This is a genomic window from Krasilnikovia sp. MM14-A1259, assembly GCF_047159535.1.
Classification (GTDB): Bacteria; Actinomycetota; Actinomycetes; order Mycobacteriales; family Micromonosporaceae; genus Actinoplanes.
On record NZ_BAAGAJ010000002.1, the window covers coordinates 4,500,050 to 4,524,714 of the forward strand.

The 24,665-nt window shown below is 69.9% G+C and carries 21 protein-coding genes and 1 tRNA gene; 11 read left to right on the forward strand and 11 right to left on the reverse strand.

Translation table 11 applies throughout. The features are described 5' to 3' along the window. Positions 1 to 12 precede the first annotated feature (12 nt). Positions 13 to 678, reverse strand: coding sequence for a DUF4360 domain-containing protein (locus ACMCNK_RS20385; protein ID WP_412737989.1), 666 nt, complete (start codon positions 676 to 678; stop codon positions 13 to 15). Between the two features lie 349 nt (positions 679 to 1,027). On the opposite strand from ACMCNK_RS20385, the gene ACMCNK_RS20390 reads away from it, so the two are divergent. Together ACMCNK_RS20390 and ACMCNK_RS20395 are read left to right on the forward strand one after the other, a co-directional pair. Further along, positions 1,028 to 1,678, forward strand: a complete 651-nt coding sequence (locus ACMCNK_RS20390) for a DUF4360 domain-containing protein (protein WP_412737990.1) — start codon at positions 1,028 to 1,030, stop codon at positions 1,676 to 1,678. A 76-nt stretch (positions 1,679 to 1,754) separates the two neighbouring features. After that, positions 1,755 to 2,366, forward strand: coding sequence for a DUF4360 domain-containing protein (locus ACMCNK_RS20395; protein WP_412737991.1), 612 nt, complete (start codon positions 1,755 to 1,757; stop codon positions 2,364 to 2,366). A 4-nt stretch (positions 2,367 to 2,370) separates the two neighbouring features. Here ACMCNK_RS20395 and ACMCNK_RS20400 read toward each other — a convergent pair whose 3' ends face one another. After that, a complete protein-coding gene (locus tag ACMCNK_RS20400; RefSeq protein WP_412737992.1) occupies positions 2,371 to 3,264 on the reverse strand; it encodes an SDR family NAD(P)-dependent oxidoreductase in 894 nt (297 codons plus the stop codon). Between the two features lie 179 nt (positions 3,265 to 3,443). Between ACMCNK_RS20400 and ACMCNK_RS20405 the strand changes: the two genes are divergently transcribed. The 5 genes from ACMCNK_RS20405 (at position 3,444) to ACMCNK_RS20425 (ending at position 6,930) form a co-directional block, all read left to right on the forward strand. After that, complete coding sequence (locus ACMCNK_RS20405) at positions 3,444 to 3,800, forward strand: winged helix-turn-helix transcriptional regulator (RefSeq protein WP_412737993.1); 357 nt, start codon at positions 3,444 to 3,446, stop codon at positions 3,798 to 3,800. 26 nt (positions 3,801 to 3,826) lie between these two features. Further along, positions 3,827 to 5,023: a tryptophan synthase subunit beta gene (gene trpB / locus ACMCNK_RS20410; RefSeq protein ID WP_412737994.1), complete on the forward strand. Its 1,197-nt coding sequence runs from the start codon at positions 3,827 to 3,829 to the stop codon at positions 5,021 to 5,023. After that, on the forward strand, positions 5,020 to 5,838 hold the full coding sequence (trpA, locus tag ACMCNK_RS20415) for a tryptophan synthase subunit alpha (RefSeq protein WP_412737995.1): 819 nt from the start codon (positions 5,020 to 5,022) through the stop codon (positions 5,836 to 5,838). The genes trpB and trpA overlap by 4 nt, the downstream gene beginning before the upstream one ends. A 51-nt stretch (positions 5,839 to 5,889) precedes the next feature. Further along, positions 5,890 to 6,201, forward strand: a complete 312-nt coding sequence (locus ACMCNK_RS20420; protein WP_412737996.1) for a hypothetical protein — start codon at positions 5,890 to 5,892, stop codon at positions 6,199 to 6,201. Between the two features lie 171 nt (positions 6,202 to 6,372). Beyond that, positions 6,373 to 6,930: a hypothetical protein gene (locus ACMCNK_RS20425; RefSeq protein WP_412737997.1), complete on the forward strand. Its 558-nt coding sequence runs from the start codon at positions 6,373 to 6,375 to the stop codon at positions 6,928 to 6,930. 59 nt (positions 6,931 to 6,989) lie between these two features. On the opposite strand, the gene ACMCNK_RS20430 is transcribed toward ACMCNK_RS20425, so the two are convergent. The 3 genes from ACMCNK_RS20430 to ACMCNK_RS20440 form a co-directional block, all read right to left on the reverse strand. Then, entirely contained in the window at positions 6,990 to 8,939 is a 1,950-nt protein-coding gene (locus ACMCNK_RS20430; protein WP_412737998.1) for a VCBS repeat-containing protein, read from the reverse strand. Positions 8,940 to 9,189: 250 nt separating this feature from the next. Further along, positions 9,190 to 9,594 carry a hypothetical protein gene (locus tag ACMCNK_RS20435; RefSeq protein ID WP_412737999.1) on the reverse strand — a complete coding sequence of 135 codons (405 nt, stop codon included), beginning with the start codon at positions 9,592 to 9,594 and terminating at the stop codon, positions 9,190 to 9,192. Between the two features lie 300 nt (positions 9,595 to 9,894). After that, on the reverse strand, positions 9,895 to 10,647 hold the full coding sequence (locus ACMCNK_RS20440) for a ParB/Srx family N-terminal domain-containing protein (protein ID WP_412738000.1): 753 nt from the start codon (positions 10,645 to 10,647) through the stop codon (positions 9,895 to 9,897). A gap of 448 nt (positions 10,648 to 11,095) precedes the next feature. On the opposite strand from ACMCNK_RS20440, the gene ACMCNK_RS20445 reads away from it, so the two are divergent. Next, positions 11,096 to 11,167 (forward strand) — tRNA-Lys (locus ACMCNK_RS20445). A gap of 349 nt (positions 11,168 to 11,516) precedes the next feature. On the opposite strand, the gene ACMCNK_RS20450 is transcribed toward ACMCNK_RS20445, so the two are convergent. Further along, positions 11,517 to 12,635: a hypothetical protein gene (locus tag ACMCNK_RS20450; protein ID WP_412738001.1), complete on the reverse strand. Its 1,119-nt coding sequence runs from the start codon at positions 12,633 to 12,635 to the stop codon at positions 11,517 to 11,519. A gap of 545 nt (positions 12,636 to 13,180) precedes the next feature. On the opposite strand from ACMCNK_RS20450, the gene ACMCNK_RS20455 reads away from it, so the two are divergent. After that, complete coding sequence (locus tag ACMCNK_RS20455; protein ID WP_412738002.1) at positions 13,181 to 15,343, forward strand: FG-GAP repeat domain-containing protein; 2,163 nt, start codon at positions 13,181 to 13,183, stop codon at positions 15,341 to 15,343. A 63-nt stretch (positions 15,344 to 15,406) separates the two neighbouring features. Here the strand turns inward: ACMCNK_RS20455 and ACMCNK_RS20460 are convergent, their stop codons facing one another. The 5 genes from ACMCNK_RS20460 to ACMCNK_RS20480 form a co-directional block, all read right to left on the reverse strand. Continuing rightward, on the reverse strand, positions 15,407 to 16,624 hold the full coding sequence (locus tag ACMCNK_RS20460; RefSeq protein ID WP_412738003.1) for a PP2C family protein-serine/threonine phosphatase: 1,218 nt from the start codon (positions 16,622 to 16,624) through the stop codon (positions 15,407 to 15,409). Positions 16,625 to 16,661: 37 nt separating this feature from the next. Continuing rightward, positions 16,662 to 18,911 carry an ATP-binding protein gene (locus ACMCNK_RS20465; protein ID WP_412738004.1) on the reverse strand — a complete coding sequence of 750 codons (2,250 nt, stop codon included), beginning with the start codon at positions 18,909 to 18,911 and terminating at the stop codon, positions 16,662 to 16,664. 230 nt (positions 18,912 to 19,141) lie between these two features. Beyond that, positions 19,142 to 20,674: a flotillin family protein gene (locus tag ACMCNK_RS20470; protein WP_412738005.1), complete on the reverse strand. Its 1,533-nt coding sequence runs from the start codon at positions 20,672 to 20,674 to the stop codon at positions 19,142 to 19,144. A 17-nt stretch (positions 20,675 to 20,691) separates the two neighbouring features. After that, positions 20,692 to 21,222: a hypothetical protein gene (locus ACMCNK_RS20475; protein ID WP_412738006.1), complete on the reverse strand. Its 531-nt coding sequence runs from the start codon at positions 21,220 to 21,222 to the stop codon at positions 20,692 to 20,694. 89 nt (positions 21,223 to 21,311) lie between these two features. After that, on the reverse strand, positions 21,312 to 22,907 hold the full coding sequence (locus tag ACMCNK_RS20480; RefSeq protein WP_412738007.1) for a methyl-accepting chemotaxis protein: 1,596 nt from the start codon (positions 22,905 to 22,907) through the stop codon (positions 21,312 to 21,314). 256 nt (positions 22,908 to 23,163) lie between these two features. On the opposite strand from ACMCNK_RS20480, the gene ACMCNK_RS20485 reads away from it, so the two are divergent. Continuing rightward, on the forward strand, positions 23,164 to 24,018 hold the full coding sequence (locus tag ACMCNK_RS20485) for a hypothetical protein (protein ID WP_412738008.1): 855 nt from the start codon (positions 23,164 to 23,166) through the stop codon (positions 24,016 to 24,018). A gap of 89 nt (positions 24,019 to 24,107) precedes the next feature. Further along, positions 24,108 to 24,656 carry a DUF6194 family protein gene (locus ACMCNK_RS20490; protein ID WP_412738009.1) on the forward strand — a complete coding sequence of 183 codons (549 nt, stop codon included), beginning with the start codon at positions 24,108 to 24,110 and terminating at the stop codon, positions 24,654 to 24,656. Positions 24,657 to 24,665: the final 9 nt, after the last annotated feature.

Sequence of the window (24,665 nt, forward strand, 5' to 3'; positions counted from 1 at the left end):
CGTGTCGGGCGGTCAGTGGGGGCAGGTGGCCCAAGCGAAGTGGTACGTCGTGTCGATCGCACCGTCCGTGGAGTCCATCGCGATGAAGCTCGTCGTGTGAGCGGTGTCCGAGGTGCCGGCCATGGCCCGCAGCTCGGTGTTGATGTTGAGGTTGCGCAGCGCCCCACAAGGCGCCCAGACCAGGGCGGCAACCGCTACCTCGTCGGTGGCCTGCCAGTCGTCTCCCAACGGGCCGTTGAAGTTGTGGTTGATGTACGCGGTCTGCGACGAGCCCTGGAAGTAGTAGTTCGCCCGCTCCATGGCGCTGGCGCCGGAGGCGAGTGAGGCGAAGCCCCGGTAGTCCACCTTGCTGATCGCGTAGGTGAAGCCCTGCGGGACGTGGACAACGATGTTGAGCTGGCAGTTCTTCCGCCAGTCGGTCGGGGCAGCCCCGACGCCGACCTGAGCGGTGTACGCGGAGTAGGTGACGGTGAAAGCGGTGTTGTCCGGCGACACCGCAATCGCGGCGCTGCCGGGTGGGCAGCCGGTGCCGTTGACGGTCACCACGTCGATGACGATGCGGTCGGTCGGCGGGGGCACCGGCAGGTCAAGGTAGCCGACCGCGGATGCCGGGCCGGCAAACAAGGTCGACGCCAACACCCCAAGCATGGCGCAGAAAATGGTCAACGCCTTGCGCATAAGGACTCCTTCCAAAAGCCTCAGCGGCGTCCGTGATGCGGCCATGCTATTTACCAAATCGAAGGCAGTCAATGTGCAGGGAGGAATCATCAGATGAATTCGGGGCTGGACTCCCCAGAATGGCAGGAGGCCCCAGGGGCGTCAATAAAACGATCATGGGCCTACCATTTAGTCGGAAATAACCGAATAAAGGCCGCACAGCAAGATCCAGAAGTCGCCATTCTCCGTACAGTTTTGAAGACCGGGCAGGAAGTTCTTGTTGTTCGGAAGCGGTATGGCTAGCATTCGGCCTAGGCTTTGACTGAGGTCGATATGCAATCTCCGGGACACGCCCAGGAAGGGAACCCCCATGACCTTCAGGCTGACCGGCGCGCGTTGGCTCGCCATCGCCGCCGTGACCGCTCTTTCCACCTTGTCACTGTCCGGCCCGGCACACGCCGACGACTCGTCCGCGCCCCCCAGCGGCGAGGTCACCCTCGACGTGCAGACCGTCAACGGCTCCGGCTGCCCCGCCGGCTCGGCATGGGCCTCCATGCAGCCCGACAACACCGGCTTCCGGATCAACTACTCCGCGTTCCGGGCCGCCGACGGCGGCTCCGCCAACCCCACCGACGTGCGCAAGAACTGCCAGGTCAACCTGCTCGTGCACATCCCGCAAGGCTTCACGTACGCGATCGCCCGCGCCGACTACTGGGGCCGGGCCCACCTGGAGCCGGGCGCCACCGCCCTGGAGCGCACGAACTACTACCTCCAGGGATCGTCCAACAACACCTACGCCGACCACTACTTCTCCGGCCCGTTCGACGGAAGCTTCCGCACGACGGACATCACCGCCGCCACCGCGCTGGTCTGGGCGCCCTGCGGTGTGACGCGTAGCCTCAACGTCAACACCGAGCTACGGGTCGACGCCGGCTCGTCGTCGCACACCAGCTCCATCTCGCTGCGTGCGTCCGACGGTGACGTCTACACGCTCGTCCAGTTCCAGTGGCGGCAGTGCTGACCGCTACCCGCGCAGGCGAGGGCCCCGTCCGATCTGGACGGGGCCCTCGCAGTGCAGCCGACCAGGGAGTGACGCCATGAAGTGGACCCTGCTGGCCGCGGTCGTCGCCGCGTCAGGCCCGGTGCTGGCCGGTACGGCGACGGTGCCACCGCCGGGCGGTGTGGTCATCGACGTGGTGACCGCAAACGGGTCGAGCTGCCGCCCCGGCACCGTCGCAGTGGCCCTGTCCCCGGACCGGGAAGCGTTCACGGTGACCTACAGCGAGTACCTGGCAGCGGCGGGCGCGGGCGCGAAGACCGGCGACGCCACCCGCAAGTGCAAGCTCACCGTCCAGCTCCAGGTGCCCGACGGCGTCGCGTACGCGGTGACCCAGGCCGACTACCGGGGCTTCGCGTCGCTGGCGAGCGGCGCGAACGCCGTGCTGCGGGCAAGCTACCGGTTTCAGGGCGACCCGCAGCCCACACCGGTCGAGCACCCGTTCCCCGGTCCGTGGGCGGACGACTGGCAGGTCACCGACCGCACCGAGCCGGTCGTGTTCGGCCCGTGCGGCAAGGCCCGCAAGTTCACCATCGACACGGAGCTGACGGTGGACGCGGGCACGGCGACGGCCCAGAGCAACTTCATCGTGATGGACTCCACCGACGGCAGCTTCGGGACGACGTACCGGATCGCCTGGAGGTCCTGCTGATCGATCAGGGGGCGGGCGTGCCGAGCACCTCGGCGGTGCGCCGCCGCACCCGTTCCCAGAAGGCGGGGTCCCGGGACACCGCGGACGACGTGCGCGGCCGGCCCGCCCGGTAATAGCCGCCGGTTTCGGAGTCCAATGTCGGATCGGCGGCCAGCCGGATACTCGTCCGCGCACCTTTCTCCGGGGTGGCCAGCAGTGGACGGCCCAATGACTGGAACATCCGGAACACTCCACCCGAATTTCGCCCGAAGCTGGTTGCCACGCTGCCCGGGTCGGCGGAATTGACCGTGACCCCGATGTCGGCCCACTCGGCCGCCAGCGCGTAGCTGTATGCCAGGTTGATCAGCTTTGCGTCGCAATATGCCTGGAATTGGCTGAACCGGCCCGGATACGACCAATCCACAAGGTGTGGATTACCCCGCCTTTCGAGCGATGAGGACACATTCACGACCCGGGACGGCCGCCCGGACGCAGCGGCCCCGTCGCGTAACGCACCGAGCAGCACCCGGGTCAGCGCGGCGACCGCAATGTGGTTCACCGCAAGCGTTCGTTCCACGCCGTCCGGAGAAAACCCGCGTTGCGCAAACGCCCCGCCCGCGTTGTTCACCAGGACGTGCAGCCCGCCGGGGGCCACTTCCTGCACGTGGGCCGCCAGGGCGTGCACGCCGGCGAGGGAGCCGAGATCGCCCGACACCGGAACGGGCCGCGGACCCCCGTTCGCCGCCACCGTGGCGACGACATCCGCGGCCCGCTCCGGTGTGCGCGCATGCATGAGCACCGTGGCGCCGGCAGCGTGCAGCGCGAGCGCGGTGGCCCGCCCGATTCCGCTGGTCGCGCCGGTCACCAGGACCGCCCGCCCGGCCATGGCCCATGGTTCTGCTGATCGCCGATCGCCCATCACGGCTCCCCCCGTGGCGCCGATCGCGCCCGGCATCGATCGTTTCGCATGCGGGGGTCCGGTGGAAAGTAGGCACCTGGAAGGTATATAGGTACCTGATGGATACTTTGAGCGATCTGCGAAGTCGTGGTGGCGCCAACGCATATCTGCGAGCGTGCCCGTCCCGCAACGTACTGGAGGTGATCGGTAGCAAATGGACGGTGCTGATCGTCCCGGCGCTCCAGGAGGGACCGCTCCGGTTCGGTGAGCTGCGCCGCCGCCTCGACGGCATCACCCAGAAGAGCCTCACCCAGGCGCTGCGCGCCCTGGAACGCGACGGACTCGTCACCCGCACCCAGTACCCCGAGATTCCGCCGCGCGTCGAGTACGCGCTGACCGATCTCGGCCGGCGCGCGGTCGTCCTGCTCTTCGGCGTACGGGACTGGGCCGAGGCCAATCTCGCCGACGTGCTGGAGGCGCGTGCCGCGTTCGACGCCCGGGTGAACTGCCCCGCCGAACCATTTGACAGTTCTAGAACTCACGGGCATTCTCTCTAAGAGTTATAGAACTCTTGGGAGATGACATGTCGCTGGTCAGCGCTGCCCCCCACGGACTGATGGCCGAGCCCCACGCCGGTGGGCGCTTCGGCGAGTTCGGTGGCTGCTTCGTACCCGAGTCCCTCGTCGCGGCGTGCGCCGAGGTCGAGCAGGCATTCCGGGATGCCTGGTCCGACGCCACGTTCCACCACCGGCTGGAACGGCTGCGCGCGGTGCACGCGGGCCGCCCGACCGCACTGACCCCGGCGGTGAACCTCTCCGCGGAACTCGGCGTCACGGTCCTTCTCAAACGGGAGGACCTGGCCCACACCGGTTCACACAAGATCAACAACGTGTTGGGTCAGGCGTTGCTCGCCCACCGGATGGGCCGGCGCCGCCTGCTCGCCGAGACCGGCGCGGGCCAGCACGGGGTGGCTGCCGCCACCGCCGCCGCACTGTTCGGCCTCGACGCCACGGTCTTCATGGGCGAACGCGACATGGAACGCCAGGAACTCAACGTGTTCCGGATGAAGATGCTCGGGGCCGAGGTCGTCCCCGTCCGCAGCGGCAGCCGCACGCTCAAGGACGCGTGCAACGAGGCCATGCGGCACTGGGTCACCGCGGTCGACGACTCCTACTACTGCGTCGGGTCCGTGATGGGCCCGCACCCGTACCCGTGGATGGTCCGGGAATTCCAGCGCGTCATCGGCGAAGAGGCCCGCGCACAGTGTGCCGCGGAACTGCCCACCGCCGTGCCCACCCACGTCGTCGCGTGCGTCGGCGGGGGCTCCAACGCGGCCGGGACGTTCGCCGGATTCGTGGACACGAACGCACGGCTGATCGGCGTCGAGGCCGCCGGCGGGGCCGCGATGTCGGACGGGGCCGTCGGCATCGTGCACGGCTACCGCACCCTCGTCCTGCAGGACGAGCACGGGCAGGTCGCGGAGGCGCACTCCATGGCCGCCGGGCTGGATTACCCCGGCGTCGGCCCCGAGCTCGCCCACCTCGGGGGCATCCGGCGCGCCCGCTACGTCACCGTCGCCGACGACGAGGTGGTGCCCGCATTGCGGCGGCTCGCCCGCGCCGAAGGCATCCTGTGCGCCCTCGAATCGGCGCACGCGATCGCCTGGGTGCTGCGCGCGGCCGGCACGGCCGAACTGCCCACCGGATCCACCGTGCTGGTCACCCTGTCCGGACGCGGCGACAAGGACATGCCCGCGCTGATGACGGCGGACGCCCGATGAGCGCCCCTCACGCGGTGGCTCCCCTTGAGCAGGCGATGCGCGACGCTTCCCGCCCGCGCCTCGTGACGTACGTGACCGGCGGCCTCGTTGCGGACTGGACGACGTACCTGCTCGCCTGCCAGGACGGCGGCGCCGACGCGGTCGAGGTGGGGCTGCCGTTCTCCGACCCGATGCTGGACGGCGCCACGATCCAGCAGGCGTCCGACCGCGCCCTGGCCCGCGGCGCCACGGTCCAGAGCATTCTGGACGACATCGCCGCGGTGCGGGACCGCCTGCGCGTGCCGGCGGTCGTCATGACGTACGCCAACCTGGTCGTGCATGCGGGCGTGACGCAGTTCTGCCGTCGGCTGGCCGCGGCCGGAGTCGCCGGCCTGATCGTGCCGGACCTCCCCGCCGGATCCGGCGACGAGGCCACGGAACTGGCGGCGGCCGCCGCCGAGCACGGCGTGGACCTGGTCCAGCTCGTTGCGCCGAGCACCCCACCCACCCGGGTACGCGAGATCTGCCGCCGCAGCCGTGGCTTCGTGTACGCGGTCAGCACCATGGGCACGACCGGTGAACGGGACACGCTCGACGCACGCGCACTCGGGCTGGCGGCGGCGGCGCGCCAGGCGGGCGGGCCGCCCGTACTGATCGGATTCGGCGTGTCCACGCCCGCGCAGGCGGCGCAGGCCGCGACCGCCGCCGACGGGGTCGTGGTGGCCTCCGCGCTCATGCGGCAGGTGCTGGACGGGGCCGGGCCGGCCCGCCTGCGGCAGATCGTGGCGGAATTCCGGGCGGAACTCGACCGGGTGCCGGGAACTACCACGGGGTAGTTCCCGGCGACCCGATGCATCGTGGCTGAGCTGGGGCGTAGCGTCGGCCGGATGGATGCGGTGATCGAATACGCGATGCAGACCCCGGACGGCGCCTGGTGCGTCGAGGTGGTCAAGCGCGGCCGATCCCGCTGGTATCGCGTCCGGCACGACGACAACGAGATCGACTGGCTGAGCATCGCCGCGGTGCACCGCATCCTGGCCGACGCAGGGATCGACCTGGCCGACCTCGCCGAAGTCCAGTCCGCGGCGCAACCGGTGTCAGCGCCGCGATATGCGCAGCCGCAACGCCGACCCGGCCGGGCCGAGGCGCCCGGTGCGGCGAACCCCGTGCCGGGTGACGCCCGGCACGGGGTGGCCTGACCTGGCCCACACCCCCTGCTTCGCCGCAAGATGTCTCCACCAGTGAAAGCAATTACGTTCTCGTTGCAAGGGTTTGCAGATTTCCTGCGGGCGCATAGGCTGCCATCAATCATCCAAACGGGACCATCCGGTCACTCCGGCCGGAGCTCCCGCACGCCTCCCAGGAGAGCCATGCGTTCGATCGGCAAGGTCCTGCTCGCCCTGCTCATCGGGCTCGCGGGCATGCTGACCGCGGTCAGCCCCGCCAGCGCCGCAGCCCCATCACCCCAGCGGCTCGGCGGGCTGGATCTCGGCGCCTACTGCCGCTGGCTCGGCTACGCCGACGCGGGCCTGACCGGCGCGACCGCGTACGACTGGCACTGCTTCCGCTCCGACGGCAGCCGAGGCGACCTGCGCTTCGACGAGGCCTGCCGGTGGACGTACGCGACCGACAGCGCCGTCGACCGCATCGGCAGCTTCCGCGATCCGGCGTCCGTCGAATGCTGGCGCGTGACGGCCACCGTCACGACCCCGGACTTCGAGCGCTACTGCACGTCCACCGGGCACAGCGCGTCGGTGCTGCTCGGATCGAGCGTGTACGACTGGCAATGCGTCTCGTACAGCCGCGCCGGACCGACGTACTTCCAGATCAACGTGCTCGCGGTGTGTCAGTACACGACCGCCCGGACCGCCACGGTCGAACGGTTCGTCAACTACTACAACGCACGAAGCTGGCAGTGCCGGGTGTAACACCCGGAAATGACCGAGCCGGTCACGCCGAAGCGTGACCGGCTCGTTGCTGCCGTCGATCAGAGGCCGTCGATGGTGCGTACCGTCACCCATCCGGCGTTGACGGCACCCTCCTTGACCAAAACCGTGCCGGCGTCGAGGAGCACGGCGATCCGGTTGCCGTCCAAGACGATCCGGATGACGCCGTTCGGCTGCACCACGGTCCAGCCGGCGTTGAGGGCGCCCTCCTTGACGAAACCACGCCCCGGCGCATTGTCCGGGATGGTCTTCTCGGGGACCGAGATGTTCGGCGGCTGCATGACCCCGATCCGGGTACCGGCCAGCGCGAGCTGCTTGACGCCGGTGTACTCGTTGACCCACGCGTTGCTGCTCAGCGCACCGTCCTTGACCCTCGCGACACCGGCGCTGGTCAGCACGCCGACCCGGTTGCTGGTCAGTTCGAGCTGCGTGACGCCGGTGTGCTGCTCGTCCCAGCCCGCGCTCAGGCTGCCGTCCTTGACGGTGGCGGTGTTCGCGGTGTTGATGATGCCGATCCGGTTACCGGAGAGGACAAGCTTCTTCACACCGGTCTGTTCCTTGACCCAGCCGGTGCTCAGGCCGCCTTCCTTGACGAACGCGGTGCCGTCATAGGTGAGGACGCCGACCCGGTTGCTGGTCAACGCGAGCTGCTTCACGCCGGTGTACATCGTGGTCCACCCGGCGGACGCCAGCGCGCCGTCCTTGACGTACGCGGTGCCGTCGTAGGCCAGGACGCCGACGCGGTTGCCGGCCAGGACGATCTGCTTGACCCCGCCGTACTGCTTGACCCACGCGGTGGAGCCGACGGCGCCTTCCTTCACGTACGCGTTGCCGTCCACGTCGAGCACACCGACGCGGGTGCCGGACAGGACGACTGTCGCACGCGCCTGACGGTCCTTCACCCGTGCCTCGTCCTGGCCCTTCAGCACGAACGTCTGCAGCGCCAGCAAGGTACCCGAGGTCAGGGCCGCGTTGGCGGCCTCGACGAGGTAAGTCTCCAACCCGTCCAGCTTGGCGGCGTCGCGGATCGCGGTGACCCGCGTACGGTAAGCCGCCAGCTCCTTGGCGGCCGCGGCCTCCTCGTCCTTCTTGTTGGCCGCGGCGCCGCCGGTGAAGATGAAGTCTTTCAGCGCCTTGTCCAGGTCGGCGTCCGCCGCGTTGAGCGCGGCCTGCGACGCGAGCACCACCTCGGTGCCCTTCGCGGCATTGTGGATGCTCAACACGTACTGCCGGTTCGGCGCGTTGATCAGCTCGTCGGTGACCGGCAGCAGCAGGAGCTGCAGCAGCGAACGCTTCGCGGTGGCGAGCTGCTGCGCGGCCAGCTTCGCGGCCTGCTCGGCGTCGGCCTTCTCGATGGCCTCCTTCATGTCCCGCTCCGCCGCGGCCTGCGCGCCGGTGGTGAGGAAGGCGGTCCAGTCGTCCTGGGTGCTGCCGTCACGGATCGCCTGCTTGGCGGCGGTCCACACATGGCTTTCCGGGGTGACCCGCTGCCAGACGCTGAAGATGAAGTCCCGGTCACCCTTCTCGATCAGCGCGGTGTCCGACGGGTCCAGCCCGACCGTGACGGCGACCGACCGGCGCACCGCGCGGGCCCGGGCCTCGGCGATCTCCGCCTCCGCGTCGACCTGCGCGGCGCTGAAGATCCCGGTCTTGATGAATTCGTACGCGGCGTCCGGCTCGCTGGTGTCGTACGCGCGCAGCGCCGCGGCCTTGACGAACGAGCCGTCCTTGGCCTGACGCCAGAGCGAGAGCACGAAGTCCTGGTCGTTCAGCACGAGCATGTCCGAGCCAGGGTTGATGCCGAGCGCACCGGCGGCCTTGACCTTGTCCTCGTCGGTGGCCCGGTTGGTGGGGTCGGCCACGAGCGCGGACGCCCCCGCGGACGGGGCCCCGCCGGCCGCCCAGGCCGGTACCGCCGCCCCGCCGGACAGCGAGACTGTCAGAGCAAGCCCGGCCGCGAGCACGCCGGTGGTGAATCTGTGTGATGACACTGAAGGTTTCTCCCCGTATCGAGCCTGTGGATCACGCAGCGAGCGGTCCTGCGTGGTGCGGCTTCCACAACCGCGACGCCGCGACCGCCATCGACTGAGTTGATCGTCCGGGATACTTGAACATCCACCAGCGATCCAGCGCAAGGCGCCTTCCCCCGAATCACATCTGGGCAGGCACGCCCGCCGGGGGACGTGACGACACGCGACGGGTGCCTCGTGGACAGATCCCGCAGGCCAGTCGTACAGACAGTCAGGCGCCTCGGGTCCGGATGCTCTGGGTCATGATGGCAACGATTTCACGTGCGGTGCCTTCGAATTCAAACCCGCGACCATCCGACGTGTAAGACGCATACCATCCTGGTCGAATCATGAAGATCGAGAAAAGCGCGTTCGCACTGTCTTCATTCTCGGATAGCACAAAACGATGTCCCAGCCTCGGAAAGCGCCGCCGCAGGCCAGGCTCCTCAGAAGCCAAAATCACAAGATCGCGATAATTTCGGAAATTGCCCTCTACGTCCTGGAGGACGACCTGCCACTGATACTCAAGGGCATCTCCCCGTTCGTAGGCCAGCTGGAACTCGGAATACCCGACAAAAGGATGATGGGGCGGATAACCTGCGCAGACCCACTCCTTCAACCCATAGGCGCGCCGCATCGGCGACAGAAGGCGTCTCTGCCGTCGTTCCGTGTGCTTGCTGTCGGCCCTTCCACCAGAAGGTACACCGATATCCGTCGGCCATCGAAGGGCGCACGGCCACGGCCTTGCCCATATGACTCAGTATCGCTATTTCATCACCTTGCTCGCGGCCAACCGGAACGAAACGGTACGGCGAGTCCATACCTAATTCCGCATTCAGTGCAGAGGCGAGATCTTGATTCGTCATGGCCACCGCCGGCCCGGTCGCAATACCCGCGTGGCATCGGCAGCTCGTCGTCCCACTGTGTGGCACGGCGGTCACTCGCCACGGCGTTCCCATCCTGGAGCCGCCCGCTGCACATTCTGCTCCCACGCTGCGGCGCCGCCGTTGTGCAGCCATGCCCTGGCTTTGGGCTCGGCCGCTTGGTCCGAGGCGGTGTGGCGCGCCAACAGCAGCACGTCGGGGCGGATCTGTTCGGCTTTCGCTGCGGCCAGCCGGTGATGTCCGTCGAGGAGCAGGTAACCGTCGAGTCCACTCACGGACCAGAGCAGAAGCGGCGGCAGCACACGATCCCTTGCCTGCTTACGGAACGCCTTCACGCGAGCCGCGTCACGGTCGGGAAGCTTCCGCAACGGCAGCACGCCGTTCCACCCTTGCGCCATCCAATCCAGATGGGCGGCCGGAAAATCGGCGACCAGGTCCGTCGTCAGACAGTACTCCGGCAGATCGCGCTGCCCCAGCAGCCAGATGCCGCAATGCAGCGGGCCATCTTCCGCGTCGACCAACCAACCGGCGTACCGATGAGCCCACCGGTCGAGCCACGCGGAAGAGCTCGGCTTCTCGGCCGTGAACCGGCGAGCCATCGCAGCCTCAATGGGAGGAATCGGAGACTCGTACGCGCTGGTGCGGTAGACGCTCACCCCAAAGTGATTCCGAAGCACCCGGGCGAAGAGAACGATGTTGTCGTGCTGCCGTAGCAGCATCCGGTTGCCGGCTGCCACCTCGAACCGTAGGCCCGGCGTGCGGGTTCTGGGCATCTCCAGCAACACGCCTGAGGTCTCCCGCGACACGGCCACAGCCTAGACGTCACGCGGTACGCATTTCCTGCACCAGGGGACGCCGCCCTCGTTTGTCGCTCAGGACCGCGATGCACGGGTGCGCTCGGTGGACCCTGGAGCCTCGATGACAAACACCTGTACGAGACGGGCACCCCAAGCGCTACCAACCTTTGCTGACCTGGGGAGACTGCCGTACCGGTACGCGCGGGAGATCGACAGCAGGTGACCACGCATGGGCGGCCGACGTACCCCAGCCTGCCACGGCACCATCGCACCGCTGCGGGAGACGATCACCGAACCCCCCGCCCGGCTCCCTCGCCCGTACTGCGGATCTGGGCCAGGGTGCAGTCCGCCACGCTGCGGAAACAGCCGCACGGTCGCCGGGATGGACCGGCCCGACCGGCTGTCCGGAAAGCCGCGCGACTCCCTGCCAGAGGCTCGGGTAGCCTGTTGAATCGGCGGGCCGCTAGCTCAATGGCAGAGCTGTGGACTTTTAATCCATAGGTTCGGGGTTCGAGTCCCCGGCGGCCCACTCTTCACCTCGATTAGCGACGGATCACCGAAGTCACGTTCGCCCGCTCGCCATGCCGGCGGCGAACCGACCACGTGAGCTGCCGGAGGGCGGGGCGCGCCGCAGTGGCCTGCTTCGGTACGGCCACCGCGGCCGCCGGGTGCGCCGTGACACCGCGGTCGGCAGGCCGGCAGGCCGGCAGTGATGGTGACGACGCCGCGCCGGATTCTATGTGTCAACGGCATGCGCACGGGGTCAGATCCTCTGTGATCGGGATCCGCCGGTAATGGCGGGCAATCGTCGGGTGACACGAAACGCAGACAGGGCCTCGTCGTCGCCGACGAGGCCCTGCACCGATTCGAGGGCGGCGTCAGGCGCCGGCCGGGGCGGAACTGCTGGGGGCCGGAACCGGGATCGCCATGGCGTTGGCCAGCATGGCCTGCGACAGCTCGGTCCACTGTCGCGACTGATCCTGCGCCCACGCGAGTTCCTCGGCCCACGATCCGCCGGTGGCCTCGGCCCGGGCCGCGATCGTCTTCCAGTCCTGGCCGGTGGTCGCGGTCAGCGCGAAGTCGTGCACCCGCGCCCACTCCTGCGCCTGCGTGGCGGCGAGCTGCTGCTCGGCCTCCCACGACGCCTGGGTGGTGTTCGCCAGGTCAGCCGCCCCCTGCCACGCGGAGCGCGCTTCCTCGGCCGCCTTGTCCTTGGCCGCCCCGGACGCCGCCAGGTACGCCTCCTGCGCCTGCTGCGCGGTAACGACCAGCTGGTCCAGGCGGTGCCGGAACCGCATGTCCTGCTCCGCGGCGTCCATCCGGTGCGCCTGCTGGTCGCAGTCGGCGGCGCTGGCCCACGAGTACTTGAAGAACTCGGCGATCTCGTCGTTGGTGCCCACGTCGACGGCCCGCTGCGCTGCCGCGCGCACCCACGGGCCCGCCGCGTGCAGCGCCAGGTCGGCCACGTAGTCGCGGTCCTGCTGGGCCTGCTGCTTGGCGCGCTCCACCGGCGAGTGCTTGGCGTCGAGGTCCTGCGCCTCCTTCAGCCCCGTACGCACGTACCGGTCCTTCTCGTCCAGGGTGCCGTGCGAGGCGCGGATCGCGGTCAGGTGCACGATCGGCGAGGTCTGCTCGGTGGTGGTCGCGATCGTCCGGGAGATGATCAGGTCGTTGCGGGACGCGTTCTTGCTGGCGCGGTCCCGGGCGGCCTCGTACCCGCCGCCGGAGGCGAAGAACGCCGTCGCCGCGTTCGCGTTGTCGCTGACGAAGGCGGAACGGGCGGCGGAGCGCACCTCCCAGCGGGGGTCCTTGTCCATGAGCCGGCGCACCAACTGCTTGTACCGGTCATTGGTGCTGGAACCCGCGTCGGCCGCGACCGCGGCACTCGGCACCGCCAGCGCCGCACCGGACGCCACCGTCACCCCGGAGACCAGGGCGACCGGCACGACCAGCATCCCCCACATGCGAGTACGCGTACGCAGCAAAGCTTCCCCCATGACAGAAGTTCCACGTGGTGTGCCGCCGCTGCGGCACGTCGACGACCACGGATGACGTCGCCGGATAGTAATAACAGGGGGCGGCGACATCGCACATCAATCCATGCCGTTTTACGGATGATTTGCGCCGACCATGTTCGTCGATGGAGCCGAAAATCACATTTATCTCGGCCGCTGCCCTCCGCGGCGGGCCGGGCACCGCCGTACGTGACCATCAGCGTGCAAACCGGACCGCCGCGCCGGGCTGCGATAGCCATGCGTGGCGCGCCGCTCGCTGCGCGTCGAAACGACGTGTGTGCCGTCCGGCCCCCGGACCGCCCCCGGCGGCGCGACGTGCACGGATGGCTTACATTGCCTGCGGTCACTCCGCCGACGCTGTTCTCAGCCTGCGCGGGGTGACGACCGCATCGGACGATCGCGGTCGACACGTCGACATCCGTAGCCGTACTCGAACCGGGCGTGGGCTTCCTGCCGCACACGCCCCGACGGCGGCGGTGGTACCGGCAGGCAATCGGGGAGCATTCACAGTGTCACGAAGCAAAGTGATGGGCCGTGCCCGAGGCTGGGCCGGCGCGAAGGCGGCCACGGCCGGCGTGACGGCCGCCCTGGCCGCGGTCTTTCCGGCCACGGCCGGCATGGCCGCCACGCCCGCCGCGGGCGCGCAGGCCGGCGCGGCGGCGGTCGCCGAACCGACGAACCGGGCCGACGACGTCGACAAGGTCAAGGCCGCCGGTGTGCTGGGCATCAACCCCGACTCGGGAATGCTGGGTTACAACGACCAGCAGTTCGTGCTCGCCCTGTGGCGAGCGGCCAAAGACGGCACGTTCGTGAAGGCCGCCGCGCTGCGGGCATACACCGACGAGGATTCGGACGCCGCGTACGCGTTCATCAAGACCGGCATCTTCGCGGCCGAGGCCGACGACGCCCAGGTCGAGATCGCTGCCGAGAAGGCCAAGGCGGTCCGCCGTTCCGTGGCGGTCACCGTGGGGCTCGACCCCAAGGACACCGCGCTGATCGAGAAGAACGACCGCGACTTCATCTTCAGCGTGTGGCAGCGGGTCGACCCGGACAGCCGCGTGTGGGCCGCCGCCAAGCAGGCGATCCGTGACGGCAGCACCCAGGACGACTGGACCGCGTTCCTGGCCGGTGGCGCGCAGAACGCCGCCGAGCAGGACCGCGCCGACGCCATCGCCAAGGCGGACGGCGACAAGGCCGCGAAGCTGCGCGCCGCACAGCTCGCCGACGGCAAGCGGGCCCTGCTGCAGCTCCTGCTGATCCCGGTCTCCGAGGAACTGGTCGTCGCGCCGAACAAGGAGTTCGTGCAGGCCATCCGCAAGCAGGCCAAGGGCACCGAGGTGCAGTTGGCCGCGCAGGCCGCGCTCCTCACCGCGGGCAGCGACAGCGACCTGGACAAGGCCCTGTCCGACTTCATCTTCACCGGCGGCGCCGCCGCGAACACCCGCGACGAGCAGGCCGCCGATGCCAAGGAACTGGCCGGCTACAAGTCCCGGGTGTCCGACACCCTGGACGCCGCGCGCCGCTCCGGCTTCCAGCCCAACCTGACCGCCGCCGCGCAGAAGGCCCTCGACACCGGCACGCTGCTCGCGCTGCAGACGTTCCTGCTCAAGGGCCAGGACGAGGCCGTCGCGAAGGACACGGCCGCCCGCAAGAAGCCGACCCTTCTGTACGCGTACTCCAACGGCGCGGTCGGCCCGTTCAGCTTCAACTCCGACGGCAACGGCGCGCTTTACCCGCGCAGCGGTTACAAGAGCGCCGCGAGCAGCTACAACATCGCCCGGCTCACGGACTTCAACGGCGACTTCAACGGCGACGGGGTGACCGACCAGGCGGTGCTGCAGGGCACCACCGACAACGGGTACACGCTGGACACGTTCCTGGGCAAGCAGGACGGCTCGTACCAGGCGCCGGCGCGTTCCTGGACGTCCAAGTCGTTCGGCTCCTGGGACAGGCTGCGGATGACCAGCGGCGACTACAACGGCGACGGCCGTACCGACCTGGCCGGCTTCTTCAACTACTCCGACCACAGCATGGGGCTGTTCCTGTGGACCGCGCGCGCCGACGGGACGTTCGGCACCCCCACCCGCGCCTGGTTCCACGCCGCGGAGCCGTACTGGGGCGAGCTGGGCCGTATGAAGATCTTCAGTGGCGACTTCAACGGTGACGGCCGCGCGGACGTGGGCACGTTCTACCAGTACGCGGACCACAGCGTCGGCCTGATCTCGTTCCTGTCCAACCCGGACGGCACCACGTTCCAGAACCCGTTCCGGTCCTGGTACCGCGCCCCGGAGCCGTACTGGGGCGAGATCCCCCGCCTGAAGATCGTCGCGGGTGACTTCAACGGGGACCACCGCACCGACGTCGCGGGCATGTACAACTACGCCAGCGGCGACCTGGCGCTGATGACGTTCACCGCGAAGACCGACGGCGGCTTCAACGGGGCCTTCAGCTCCTGGCGTTCGAACGCCGCCCAGTTCGGCAAGTGGGAGCGGACCAAGCTGGCCGCCGCGGACTACAACGGCGACGGCCGCGACGACCTGGCGGCCCTGGTCGGCAAGGACGACGAGACCCTGACCTGGCAGACCTTCACCTCGAAGGCGGACGGCGGCTTCAACACGCCGCTCCAGAGCTGGACCTCGGCACCCGGCAAGTTCGGGTGGCTGTCCGGCATCCGGATGGCCGGCGAGTAGAACCAGTAGCACACCGAGGCGGTGTGCGCGGGGCGGGAAATCCGCTCCGCGCACACCGCCTTCTCAGTTCTCGGGCTCGCGCCGGATGGCCAGGATCGCGATGTCGTCGGTCGGCTGTGCCCGTCCGAGCCGGGCCATGATGCTGCCGCAGGTGGACTCGGGATCGTCCGGCCGCACGACGTCGATGAGCGCGTCAACACCCACGTCGATGATCTCGCCGCGTCGTTCGACGAGACCGTCGGTGTAGCACACGAGCAGCGCGCCCGGGGGCATCGCCACCGTGGTCGTGTGGCGGCCTCGACGTGTACGGCCCACCCCGAGCGGCGCGTCGACCGGCGCGTCGACCAGGGCCGTACGCCGGCCCGGCACCGCCAGCACCGGCAGCAGGTGCCCGGCGGACGAGATCAGCACGGTCTCCCGGTCCGGTGAGATCATCGCGTAGAGCGCGGTGGTGAGACTCCCGGCCTCGAAGTGGCGGACCTTGCGGTCCAGCATCGTCAGCACTTCGCCCGGATCATGGGTGATGAGGCTGTACGCCCGCAACGCGCTGCGAACACGTCCCATCACGACCGCCGCGGCCAGCCCGTGACCGGCGACGTCGCCGATGACCACACCCAGCCAGCCCGACGGATGGGCGAACACGTCGTACCAGTCGCCGCCGATGCCGAACTCGTGGCCGGGCACGTAACGGGCCGCCAACGACAGCCCCGGCAGGGTCGGCAACGTCGGCGGAAGAAGGCTCCGCTGCAACGCGAGTGCGGCGGTCTGCTCCGCCTTGCGCGTACGGATCTGCGCGGCCACCGCGGCGCGGTCCGCGGCGAGCTGCAGCAGGCCGACATCCTCGGCGCTGAACTCCCGCCGGCTCAACGCCCCGACGTGCAACACACCGACCACGTCACCCCCGAGGAAGATCGGCACGCCGAGCAGCGACCGTATCCCCCGCTCCAGCAGGATCGGGTTGATCACGTCGTTGGCGGTCACGTCGGTCAGCAGCAGAGGCTGGCGGGACCGGGCGATCCGGCCCGCGAAGCCACGCCCGAGCGGGATCCGTACGCCGCGGCGCACCTCTTCCTCCAGCCCTTTGGCCGCGGTGGCGACCAGCTGCTGCGAATGCGGGTCGAGCAGCAGGATCGCAGCCGTGTCCGCGTTCAGCAGGTCACGGACACGATCGAGCAGCTCGTCCAGCATGTCAGAGACGTCCAGGCGCGACAGGGTCGCGTCCGTGACCGCCTCGAGACGACGGAGGCGCTCGTTGTCCGGTGTCCCGCCGCCGTTTTCCACGATCATCAGGGTAGGTGGTGCGTTTGCGGCGTGCGGCTCACACCACTGCAGCGGCCGTGAACACGCCACGCGTCGGCGCCGATGTGGTCGGCAGCGTGGCGGTGAGCGCCGCGAGCTCCGCGTGCCCGCCCGGGGCCGGGGGGTCCACCTCCGGCAGGGTGAACGTGAACCGGGATCCGCCGCCCGGGTTGTCCTCCGCCCGGATCGTGCCACCCTGGCGGGCGACGATGCGCTGGCAGATGGCCAGTCCCAGCCCGGTGCCGGCGTACCCGGCGCCCTCGTGGGCCCGGTGGAAGTCGTCGAAGATCGCCGCGTGCTGCCCGGCCGGGATGCCGATACCGTTGTCGGCGACCGTGACCTGCACCATCCCGTCGACGCTGGCGCTGGTGACGTGCACCTGCGGGACGACCCCCCGGGCGGTGTACTTCACGGCGTTGCCGATCAGGTTGTCGAGGAGCTGACGCACCGCCCCCACGTCGGCGTGCACCGGGTCGAGCCGGCCCACGGTCACCTGCGGCGCCGGCCTGCCCGCGGCGACCGCCGCGTCGGTCCGTACGGCGGCGATGTCGGCCACCATGGTGCCCAGGTCGACCAGGTCCTGCGCCAGCTCCGCGTCACGCGCGGTCGTGTACGCGAGCAGGTCGTTGATCAGCCCCCGCATCCGGGTCGCCGCCCGCGTCACCCGGGTCAGACTGTCCCGGGACCGGTCGAGCGCGGCGTGCTCCGGGGCGGCGTCCAACGCCTCGGCGGCGACGTCTGTCCACCCCTCCACCGCGGTCAGTGGGCTGAGCAGGTCGTGGGCGACCACACCGGCGAACCCGGCGAGCTGCTCGCGATGGCGGCGTTCGGCGCTGACGTCGTGGAACAGGACAACCGCGCGGCGGGCGCCGCACGCGTCCTGCAGCGGGGTCGCGGAGACCCGGAAGATGCGCGGGTCATTGCCCTCGGGGTCGGTGACCAGTACGTCGACCGGCTCGACCTTCTCGCCGGCCAGAGCGCGCGCCGAGGGAAGCGAGTCGCTGGTCAGCGCGGTGCCGTCGAGCTGGCGTACCCGGTGCACCGCCTCGGCCGTCTCCGTCCCGTCGCCGAACAGGCGCACGCCGGCCGGGTTGCGCAGTTCCACGCGGCCCTGGGCGTCGATGACCGACAGGCCGTCCGCCATGGAATCGATGACCGCACCCATCAGCGCGGCATGCCGCGTCTCCAGCTCCTTCTGCGCGGCCAGTTCCTTCACCAGGGAGGCCCGCTCGTCGCGGCCGAGCGCCAGGGCCAGCCCGACCACCGCGACCAGTACGACAAAGAACTGGGCGAGCAGCGCCCGCATCTGCGGGTCGGCCACCTCCGCCATCGGACCCTCGCCGTGCATGGTGAACACCACCGCGGCGCCGCCGAGGGCGAGAGTGTGCAGCACGACGAAACCGGTGCGCAGGCGGACCGCGGCCCACACGGTGAACGCCATCAGGGGGAAGGCCAGCGGCAGCCCGTCGTCGTAGACGAATCCGATCAGGTACGCGACGACGGAGCACAGCGCGACCGCCAGATATTCGGCGACCCGCCACGCAGACATGGCCCGCAGCGCCCGGTCGGCGCTGCGCCACCAGCCGGCCACGGACCCGTGCCGCTCCCGGAACGCACTGACCGCCGGACCGAACCACAGCCCGGCCGTACCGAGCACGACGGCACTGGCGAGCTCGCGTGCCGGCCACGCCATGACGGACAGCCCGGGCGCCTGCCCGAGGAACAGCCACAGGGCCGCGTGACAGATCATCCCGCTGCAGACCACAGCGACCACGATCATGCCGAGCACACAGCCCAGATCCCGCGGGCTGGACAGACGGGCACTGCCGCCCGCCCCCCACAGCGTGGGCTTCCTCCAGGTGAACAGCATCATGAAGACGCTGACCTGCACGAGGTTGGCCATCGCCAGGAACACGCCGAGGACCGGGCCGGTCCCGGTGAACGAGTTTCCGACGAACGCGATCACGGTCAGCGCGACATAGTCGGCCCACCGGACCCGCGAACGGCGCTGGGCACAGAACCAGATCATCGCGACACCGGCGGCGGGCCACATCAGGGCCAGCCTGCTGCCGCTGATCACGGTCATCCGACCGGCAAGGATCGCGGCCGCGTAGACGACGGCGAACCCGGCCGTACGCGCCAACGAGGCCGGGATGCCCGGCTGGGCGATTCGTCCTCCGCGATACGTCTGTGTCCGGTTCGCCTTCGCGGCACCGCCAGGCACCGTGTCGCCCGCGGTCACCCACGTCCCCGTGCTCGTGCGATCCACGCCGTATCCCCCGATCGGCCATGCCACCCCGGATGGCCTCCGAAGAAGGTTCGGGGCCGCCGGGTGCACCCGCGGTGCCGCTCGGGTGCGACGAGGTTGCAGGTCGTACTTTCGGTCAGGTGATCCACTTGGCCCGGCCGGACCGGCCCGCCCGAACGGGCGGCGGCTGCACCGCAAAAAGAGGGGCCCAGGGCACGAAAACCGCGCTCCTGGGCCCCCTTGAGACCGGATCAATCAGCCGGTTTCGGCTCCACGGCCGGAACGGCACCCCCGTTGACGACCGGCGCCGAACCACCGTTGCGGGAGGCACCGAACCGCGCCAGCAACGCCGCCAGATCCACCCCGGTCAGGTCGCTGCCGAGCTGCAGCCCCTGCGCCACATTGCTGGCCACCGACTTGGTCAGCGTCGACGCGCCGTCCGTGGAGATGACGGTCATCTTGTCGATCGCGCTCATCGGCCGGCTCGCCGCGTCCACCACCTGCGGCAGCACCCGCAGCATCAGGTCGAGAACCGCGGCGTCGCCGTACTCGGAGAACGCCTCGGCCTTGGCGCGCATCGCCTCGGCCTCGGCTTGGCCGCGCGCCTGGATCGCGGATGCGTCCGCCGCGCCCTCTCGCTCCGTCGCGTCCGCGATCGCGGTACGCCGAAGCTGCTCCGCCTCACCTTCCTTGGCGCCCTCGATCGCGTTCGCCTCGGCCAGCGCCGCACGCCGCGCCCGCTCACCCTCACCGGTCAGCCGCGCCTGCTCGGCGGACGCCTGCGCGGCAGCGATCGTGGCCTGCCGCTCGGCATCGGCGCGCAGGATCGCGGCCTGCCGCGCACCCTCCGCCTCCTGCTCGACCTTGTACCGGGCCGCGTCTGCGGGCTTGCGCACCTCGGTGTCGAGCTGCCGCTGCTTGAGCTCGGCGTTACGCTCGGCCACCTTCTGCTGCTCCGCCAGGATCGCCTGGTCGCGTTCGGCCTGGGCCAGCGGGCCGGCCGCAGCCGACTTCGCCTTCGCCGCGTCGATCTCCGCCTGGATGGCGGCCTGCTTCAGCGACAGGTTACGGTTCGCCTCCGCGATGGCCTCCTCGGCCAGCAGCCGCTCCTGCTCGGCCGCCTGCCGGGCCCGGGCCTCCGCGATCGCCGCGTCCTTGAGCACCCGCGCGGCCTCCGGCCGGCCCAGATCCTGCAGGTACGACCCCTCCGCGATGATGTCCTGCAACTGGAACGTGTCGAGCACCAGACCCTGGTTGGTCATCGAATGCTCGGCCTCCTCCGCCACCGCGGACGCGAACGCCGCCCGGTCCCGGATGATCTCCTCGATCGTGAGCCGCCCGACGATCGACCGCAGCGCACCCGCCAGCACCTCACGGGTGAACTCCTCGATCTCCGACTGCTGGTGCAGGAAGCGCTGCGCGGCCGCCCGGATCGCGTCCTCGGTCCCGCCGACCTTGACGATCGCGACGCCCTGCAGGTTCGCCCGGATGCCCTGCTTGCTGACCGCGCCCGTGATCTCCACGTGGATCCGCCGGCTCGACAGGTCCAGCGACTGCAACTTCTGCACCACCGGCACGACGAACACCGACGCGCCCATCACCACCTTCTGACCCGACAGGTCGGTGGCCCGGGTGCCGTCGGCCGCCTCGACCGCACGGCCCTTACGGCCGGTCACGATGAACGCCTCGTTGGGCCCGGCCACCTTGATCCGGGACAGGATGAACAGCACGACGAGCACGACCAGCAGCACGGAGCCACCGATCGACAGAAGCAGAGGGGTCACGGGTCTTCCTCGGGGGATTAGTTCTGCTGAAACGCCCCGGTCTGCTCGACCACGACGCTGGTATCACTGGGCGCCTCGATCACGAAGACATCGGCGCCGATCGGGACCGGCCGGTCCGCACGGGCGTTGACCTTCACCGGCTGACCGCCCATCCGCAGCCGGACCTCTCCGTACCCGCCCGCCGGGATCGGGGTGACCACCACGCCGAGCGTCCCGATCATGTCCTGACGGGTGGGGGTGCCGTCGGTGCGCATGGTGCGCGCCGCACGACCCAGACGCATCGCGAGGTAACCGGCCGGCACCGCCACTGCCGCGCCCACGGCCGCCGCCACCAGGATCTCCACCGACGTACGGGCACCCAGCAGTGAACTGGTGATCGCGGCGGCGAACCCGAACGCACCCACCACACCCGCGACCGTCTCCGTGGAAACCGGCCCATCCACATCGGGATGCCCGAAATGCAGCAGTTCGGCACCGAGCAAACCCAGGGCGAGCACGACGACACCGGCGCCGCCGACGGCCAGGAACACCACCGTAGCCGTGTCCATCACGCCCGCCCTCCCACTGTCCCGACTGCCGAGGATAGCCGGGCCGCACCACCACGAAATCCCAGCTCAGGACGGGAATCGCGGCACCCTTACTGCTGCACGGTGAACCGGCCGGCCACCCCACGCAACTGATCGGCGGTAGCCCCGAGCTGCCGTACGGAACTGGCCGTCGCCGCGGTCGCCGCCGCCATCCGCTCGGTGGAGTGCACATTGGCGGAGGCGAACGCGCCCACCTCGTCCAGCGCGGCCCGCAGCGACGACGTACCGCTGGCGATCCGCTCGAACGCACCGCGGGCGTGCTCGTCCACCATCCGCACCGCGTCACCGCTGGTCCGCTGGATGTCAGCAACCAGGTCCGCAATGGACTGCGCCGACGTACCGCTCTCCTCGGCCAGCGCCCGCACCTCACCGGCCACCACCGCGAACCCGGAACCGTGCACACCGGCACGGGCCGCCTCGATCGACGCGTTGAGCGCCAGCAGGTTGGTCTGCGCGGCGATCCGCGTGATCGCCTCGACGATGCCGCCGATCTCCGTCGACTTGCTGTCCAGCTCCCGCATCACCCGGGCCAGCTGCTGCACCGTGTCCATGCCGCCGCTGACCAGGTCAACGGTCTGCTCGGCCGCGTGCTGCGCCTCGCGGACCAGCGTCACCTGCTTGCCGGCGTTGTCGACCACCTCGCCCGACGCGCCACGAACGCCATCCGACACCTCGGTCAGATCCTGCGACGCCTCGTCCAGCGCCCCCACGGCCAGGTGCACCTGGCCGATCGAATCGTTCAGGTTCGCCACCATCGCCGCGAACGCGTGCCCCAGCCGGTCCTGCTCCGACTTCGGCCGCGCGTTGACCGCCAACTGGCCCTCGGCCATCCGCTGCGACACGTCGGCCATCCCCGTCAGGTACTCCACCATCCGGTCGAACGCTGCGGCCACCGCCGCGATCTCGTCGTCCGCCGACGTCTCCACCCGCTGCGCCAGGTCACCGCGGGCGATGCCCTCCGCCGCCTCGGTCAACGTGTCCAGCCCGTCGGCGATCCGCCGCGACAGCGTCCGCCAGACCACGAACGCCGCCCCCGCGGCAATCGCCAGCAGCACCCCGAACAACCCGAACGCCACGATCGCGGAAACCCGGGCCGCGTCGCGGTCCGCCGTGGCCACCTTGGTGGCCGTGGCACGCCACGACTTCAGGTCGGACTTGAGCGAGTCCCACAGGTCGCCACCGTCGCCGTCGTCGAACGCCGCCCGCGCCCCCGCCTTGTCACCCTTGTCGGCCAGCCCGGTCTCCCCGGCGGTCGCCCGCACGTACGCGTTCCAATGCCCCTCGAACGCGGCCAGCGCCTTGAGGTTCGCGGCGTCGACAGGCAACTTCCGGTAGTCCGCGAACAGGCCCTTCATGTCCGCGTCCTCCTCCTGCATGGAGGACAGGGTGTCGGCGAGATCCTTGTCGCCCGCGGGCAGCGCCAGATACTCCCACTGCTCCTTGCGGTACTTGTTCATCAGCCCGTCAATGCGACCGACGATCTGCTCGCCCGGCATGGACGCGTCGGCGAGCGACCCGATGCGCCCGGTCGCCTGCGCCAGACTGACCGCGGACGCGAGCCCGGGCAGCACCAGCAGCGCCACGACCACGGCGAATCCGAGCCGCAGCGAACGGCGAATCGGCAGGCTGGTCAGCAGCCGGTTCATGGTCAGGGTACGAACAACTCTGCGCATGGCACGTCTCTCGTCGGCTGGGGGAAAAGTCCGATCAACCGGTCCGATCGGTTTTCGTGCCCGCGTCCTGACGGCTGCCGCCCGTGTCCTGCCCCACAGCACGCCGCGTCCCGCCCGTTCACACCGGAGCCCGCAACACCTCAGTTGGCGAAGACACCGGCCGATTCTTTGCCCTGCGCTGCACCACGGCCACGGAAGGCCGGGTCGAGGCGGGCAAGGAGGCGGTTCGGTGACCCGAGGCTCACGAATGCTGCTCGTGTCGCTGCTGGCCGCCGGTCTGCTGACGGCCTCCGGCATACACGCGCAGGCCGGCAGCGCACCCGCCCCGCCCGGCACCCGGGCCATGTGGCTGTGGCACCCCACCGACCCCGCGAACGTCGTGGCCTGGGCGGCACGCCACCACGTGACAGAGATCTTCGCGTACGTCACCCCCACGGTCGCCACCGACGGCTCGCTGCCCCGGTTGCGGGAGCTGAAGCGGCAGGCCGACGTCGCCCGCATCCGGCTCAGCGCGCTCGGCGGCGACCACACGTGGACCACCGACCACGCCGCAGCCCTCGCCTGGCAGAAGGCGGCCGCGGCAACCCGGCTGTTCGCCGCGCTGCACGTAGACGTCGAGCCGTACCTGCTCCCCGGCTGGACCACCAACCGCACCGCCACCGCCACCGCCTACCTGACCCTGCTCCAGCGGATGCGCAACGCCGCCTCGCCGCTGCCCGTCGAAGCCGACGTGCCGTTCTGGTACGGCACCATCACCGTGGCCGGCAAGAACCTCGCCACCGAGACGCTGCGCCGGGTCACCGCGGTCACCGTGATGAGCTACCGGGACACCGGCACCGGCCGCAACTCGATCTACGCCCTGAGCCGCGACTGGCTGGCGCGCGGTGCAGCAGCAGGCAAGCGGGTCCGGCTGGGCGCGGAGACCCGCCCGCTGCCGGACTGTACGTACTGCACGTTCGCCGAAGAGGGGGCGACTGCTCTCGGCAACGCGCTGGCCCGGGTCGACGCGGCCACCCGCACATCGCTCGCGTTCAACGGCATCGCGGTGCACGACTACGACGGCTGGCGAACCCTGCCGGCCTGACCTCCGCCGCAACGAAGCCGAGCCGGGCGCGACCGGGCCCCGTCCCGGTTCGTCCCGCCGTGCCCGGCCACGGCGATAGGGTGGGCGCCATGACCGGTGACCACGCGCACGGCCCGACGGCCGGGCAGTCCGGTGAGAGCGAGGTCGAGAAACCCCTCATCGCCATGATCGCCAGGTTGCCCGGTGTAACCGTCGTCCGCGCCGGCGCCGACAACGGAGCACCGGAGATGGCATGGGGCGACTCGTTCTTCTTCTACGACCCGAACGACGACACACCCGCCGATCGACGCATGCCGTTCGCCACGCTCGTCATCAACGACTACCCCGGCTTCGACACCGCCTCCCAGCTGCACCGCCCCAGCGTCGTACGCCTCAACCTCGACCCCGGCCGCGACCTGTTCACGGAAACCGTCGGCTACCCGCCCGCCGAGCATCCGACCCACGCCGACGACTGGGACTACTCCGCGCTCGACCAGCTGATTCCCCACCCCGTGTACGCCACGGCCGGCTGGGTGTCCGTCCTCAACCCGGGCCCCCGCACCAGCGCCCGCGTGGCAGAACTGCTCTCCGCCGCCCACGCCCGCGCCGCCCGGCACCACGACGCACGCCGAGCTCGCCACACCGACCAATCCGACTGAACGCCGTAC

Excerpts from the sequence above, each read along its gene's own strand:
- ACMCNK_RS20385 (WP_412737989.1), bottom strand. The coding sequence starts at position 678 with ATGCGCAAGGCGTTGACCATTTTCTGCGCCATGCTTGGGGTGTTGGCG.
- ACMCNK_RS20390 (WP_412737990.1), top strand. The coding sequence starts at position 1,028 with ATGACCTTCAGGCTGACCGGCGCGCGTTGGCTCGCCATCGCCGCCGTG.
- ACMCNK_RS20395 (WP_412737991.1), top strand. The coding sequence starts at position 1,755 with ATGAAGTGGACCCTGCTGGCCGCGGTCGTCGCCGCGTCAGGCCCGGTG.
- ACMCNK_RS20400 (WP_412737992.1), bottom strand. The coding sequence starts at position 3,264 with ATGGGCGATCGGCGATCAGCAGAACCATGGGCCATGGCCGGGCGGGCG.
- trpB (WP_412737994.1), top strand. The coding sequence starts at position 3,827 with ATGTCGCTGGTCAGCGCTGCCCCCCACGGACTGATGGCCGAGCCCCAC.
- trpA (WP_412737995.1), top strand. The coding sequence starts at position 5,020 with ATGAGCGCCCCTCACGCGGTGGCTCCCCTTGAGCAGGCGATGCGCGAC.
- ACMCNK_RS20420 (WP_412737996.1), top strand. The coding sequence starts at position 5,890 with ATGGATGCGGTGATCGAATACGCGATGCAGACCCCGGACGGCGCCTGG.
- ACMCNK_RS20425 (WP_412737997.1), top strand. The coding sequence starts at position 6,373 with ATGCGTTCGATCGGCAAGGTCCTGCTCGCCCTGCTCATCGGGCTCGCG.
- ACMCNK_RS20435 (WP_412737999.1), bottom strand. The coding sequence starts at position 9,594 with ATGCGGCGCGCCTATGGGTTGAAGGAGTGGGTCTGCGCAGGTTATCCG.
- ACMCNK_RS20450 (WP_412738001.1), bottom strand. The coding sequence starts at position 12,635 with ATGGGGGAAGCTTTGCTGCGTACGCGTACTCGCATGTGGGGGATGCTG.
- ACMCNK_RS20455 (WP_412738002.1), top strand. The coding sequence starts at position 13,181 with ATGGGCCGTGCCCGAGGCTGGGCCGGCGCGAAGGCGGCCACGGCCGGC.
- ACMCNK_RS20475 (WP_412738006.1), bottom strand. The coding sequence starts at position 21,222 with ATGGACACGGCTACGGTGGTGTTCCTGGCCGTCGGCGGCGCCGGTGTC.
- ACMCNK_RS20480 (WP_412738007.1), bottom strand. The coding sequence starts at position 22,907 with ATGAACCGGCTGCTGACCAGCCTGCCGATTCGCCGTTCGCTGCGGCTC.
- ACMCNK_RS20490 (WP_412738009.1), top strand. The coding sequence starts at position 24,108 with ATGACCGGTGACCACGCGCACGGCCCGACGGCCGGGCAGTCCGGTGAG.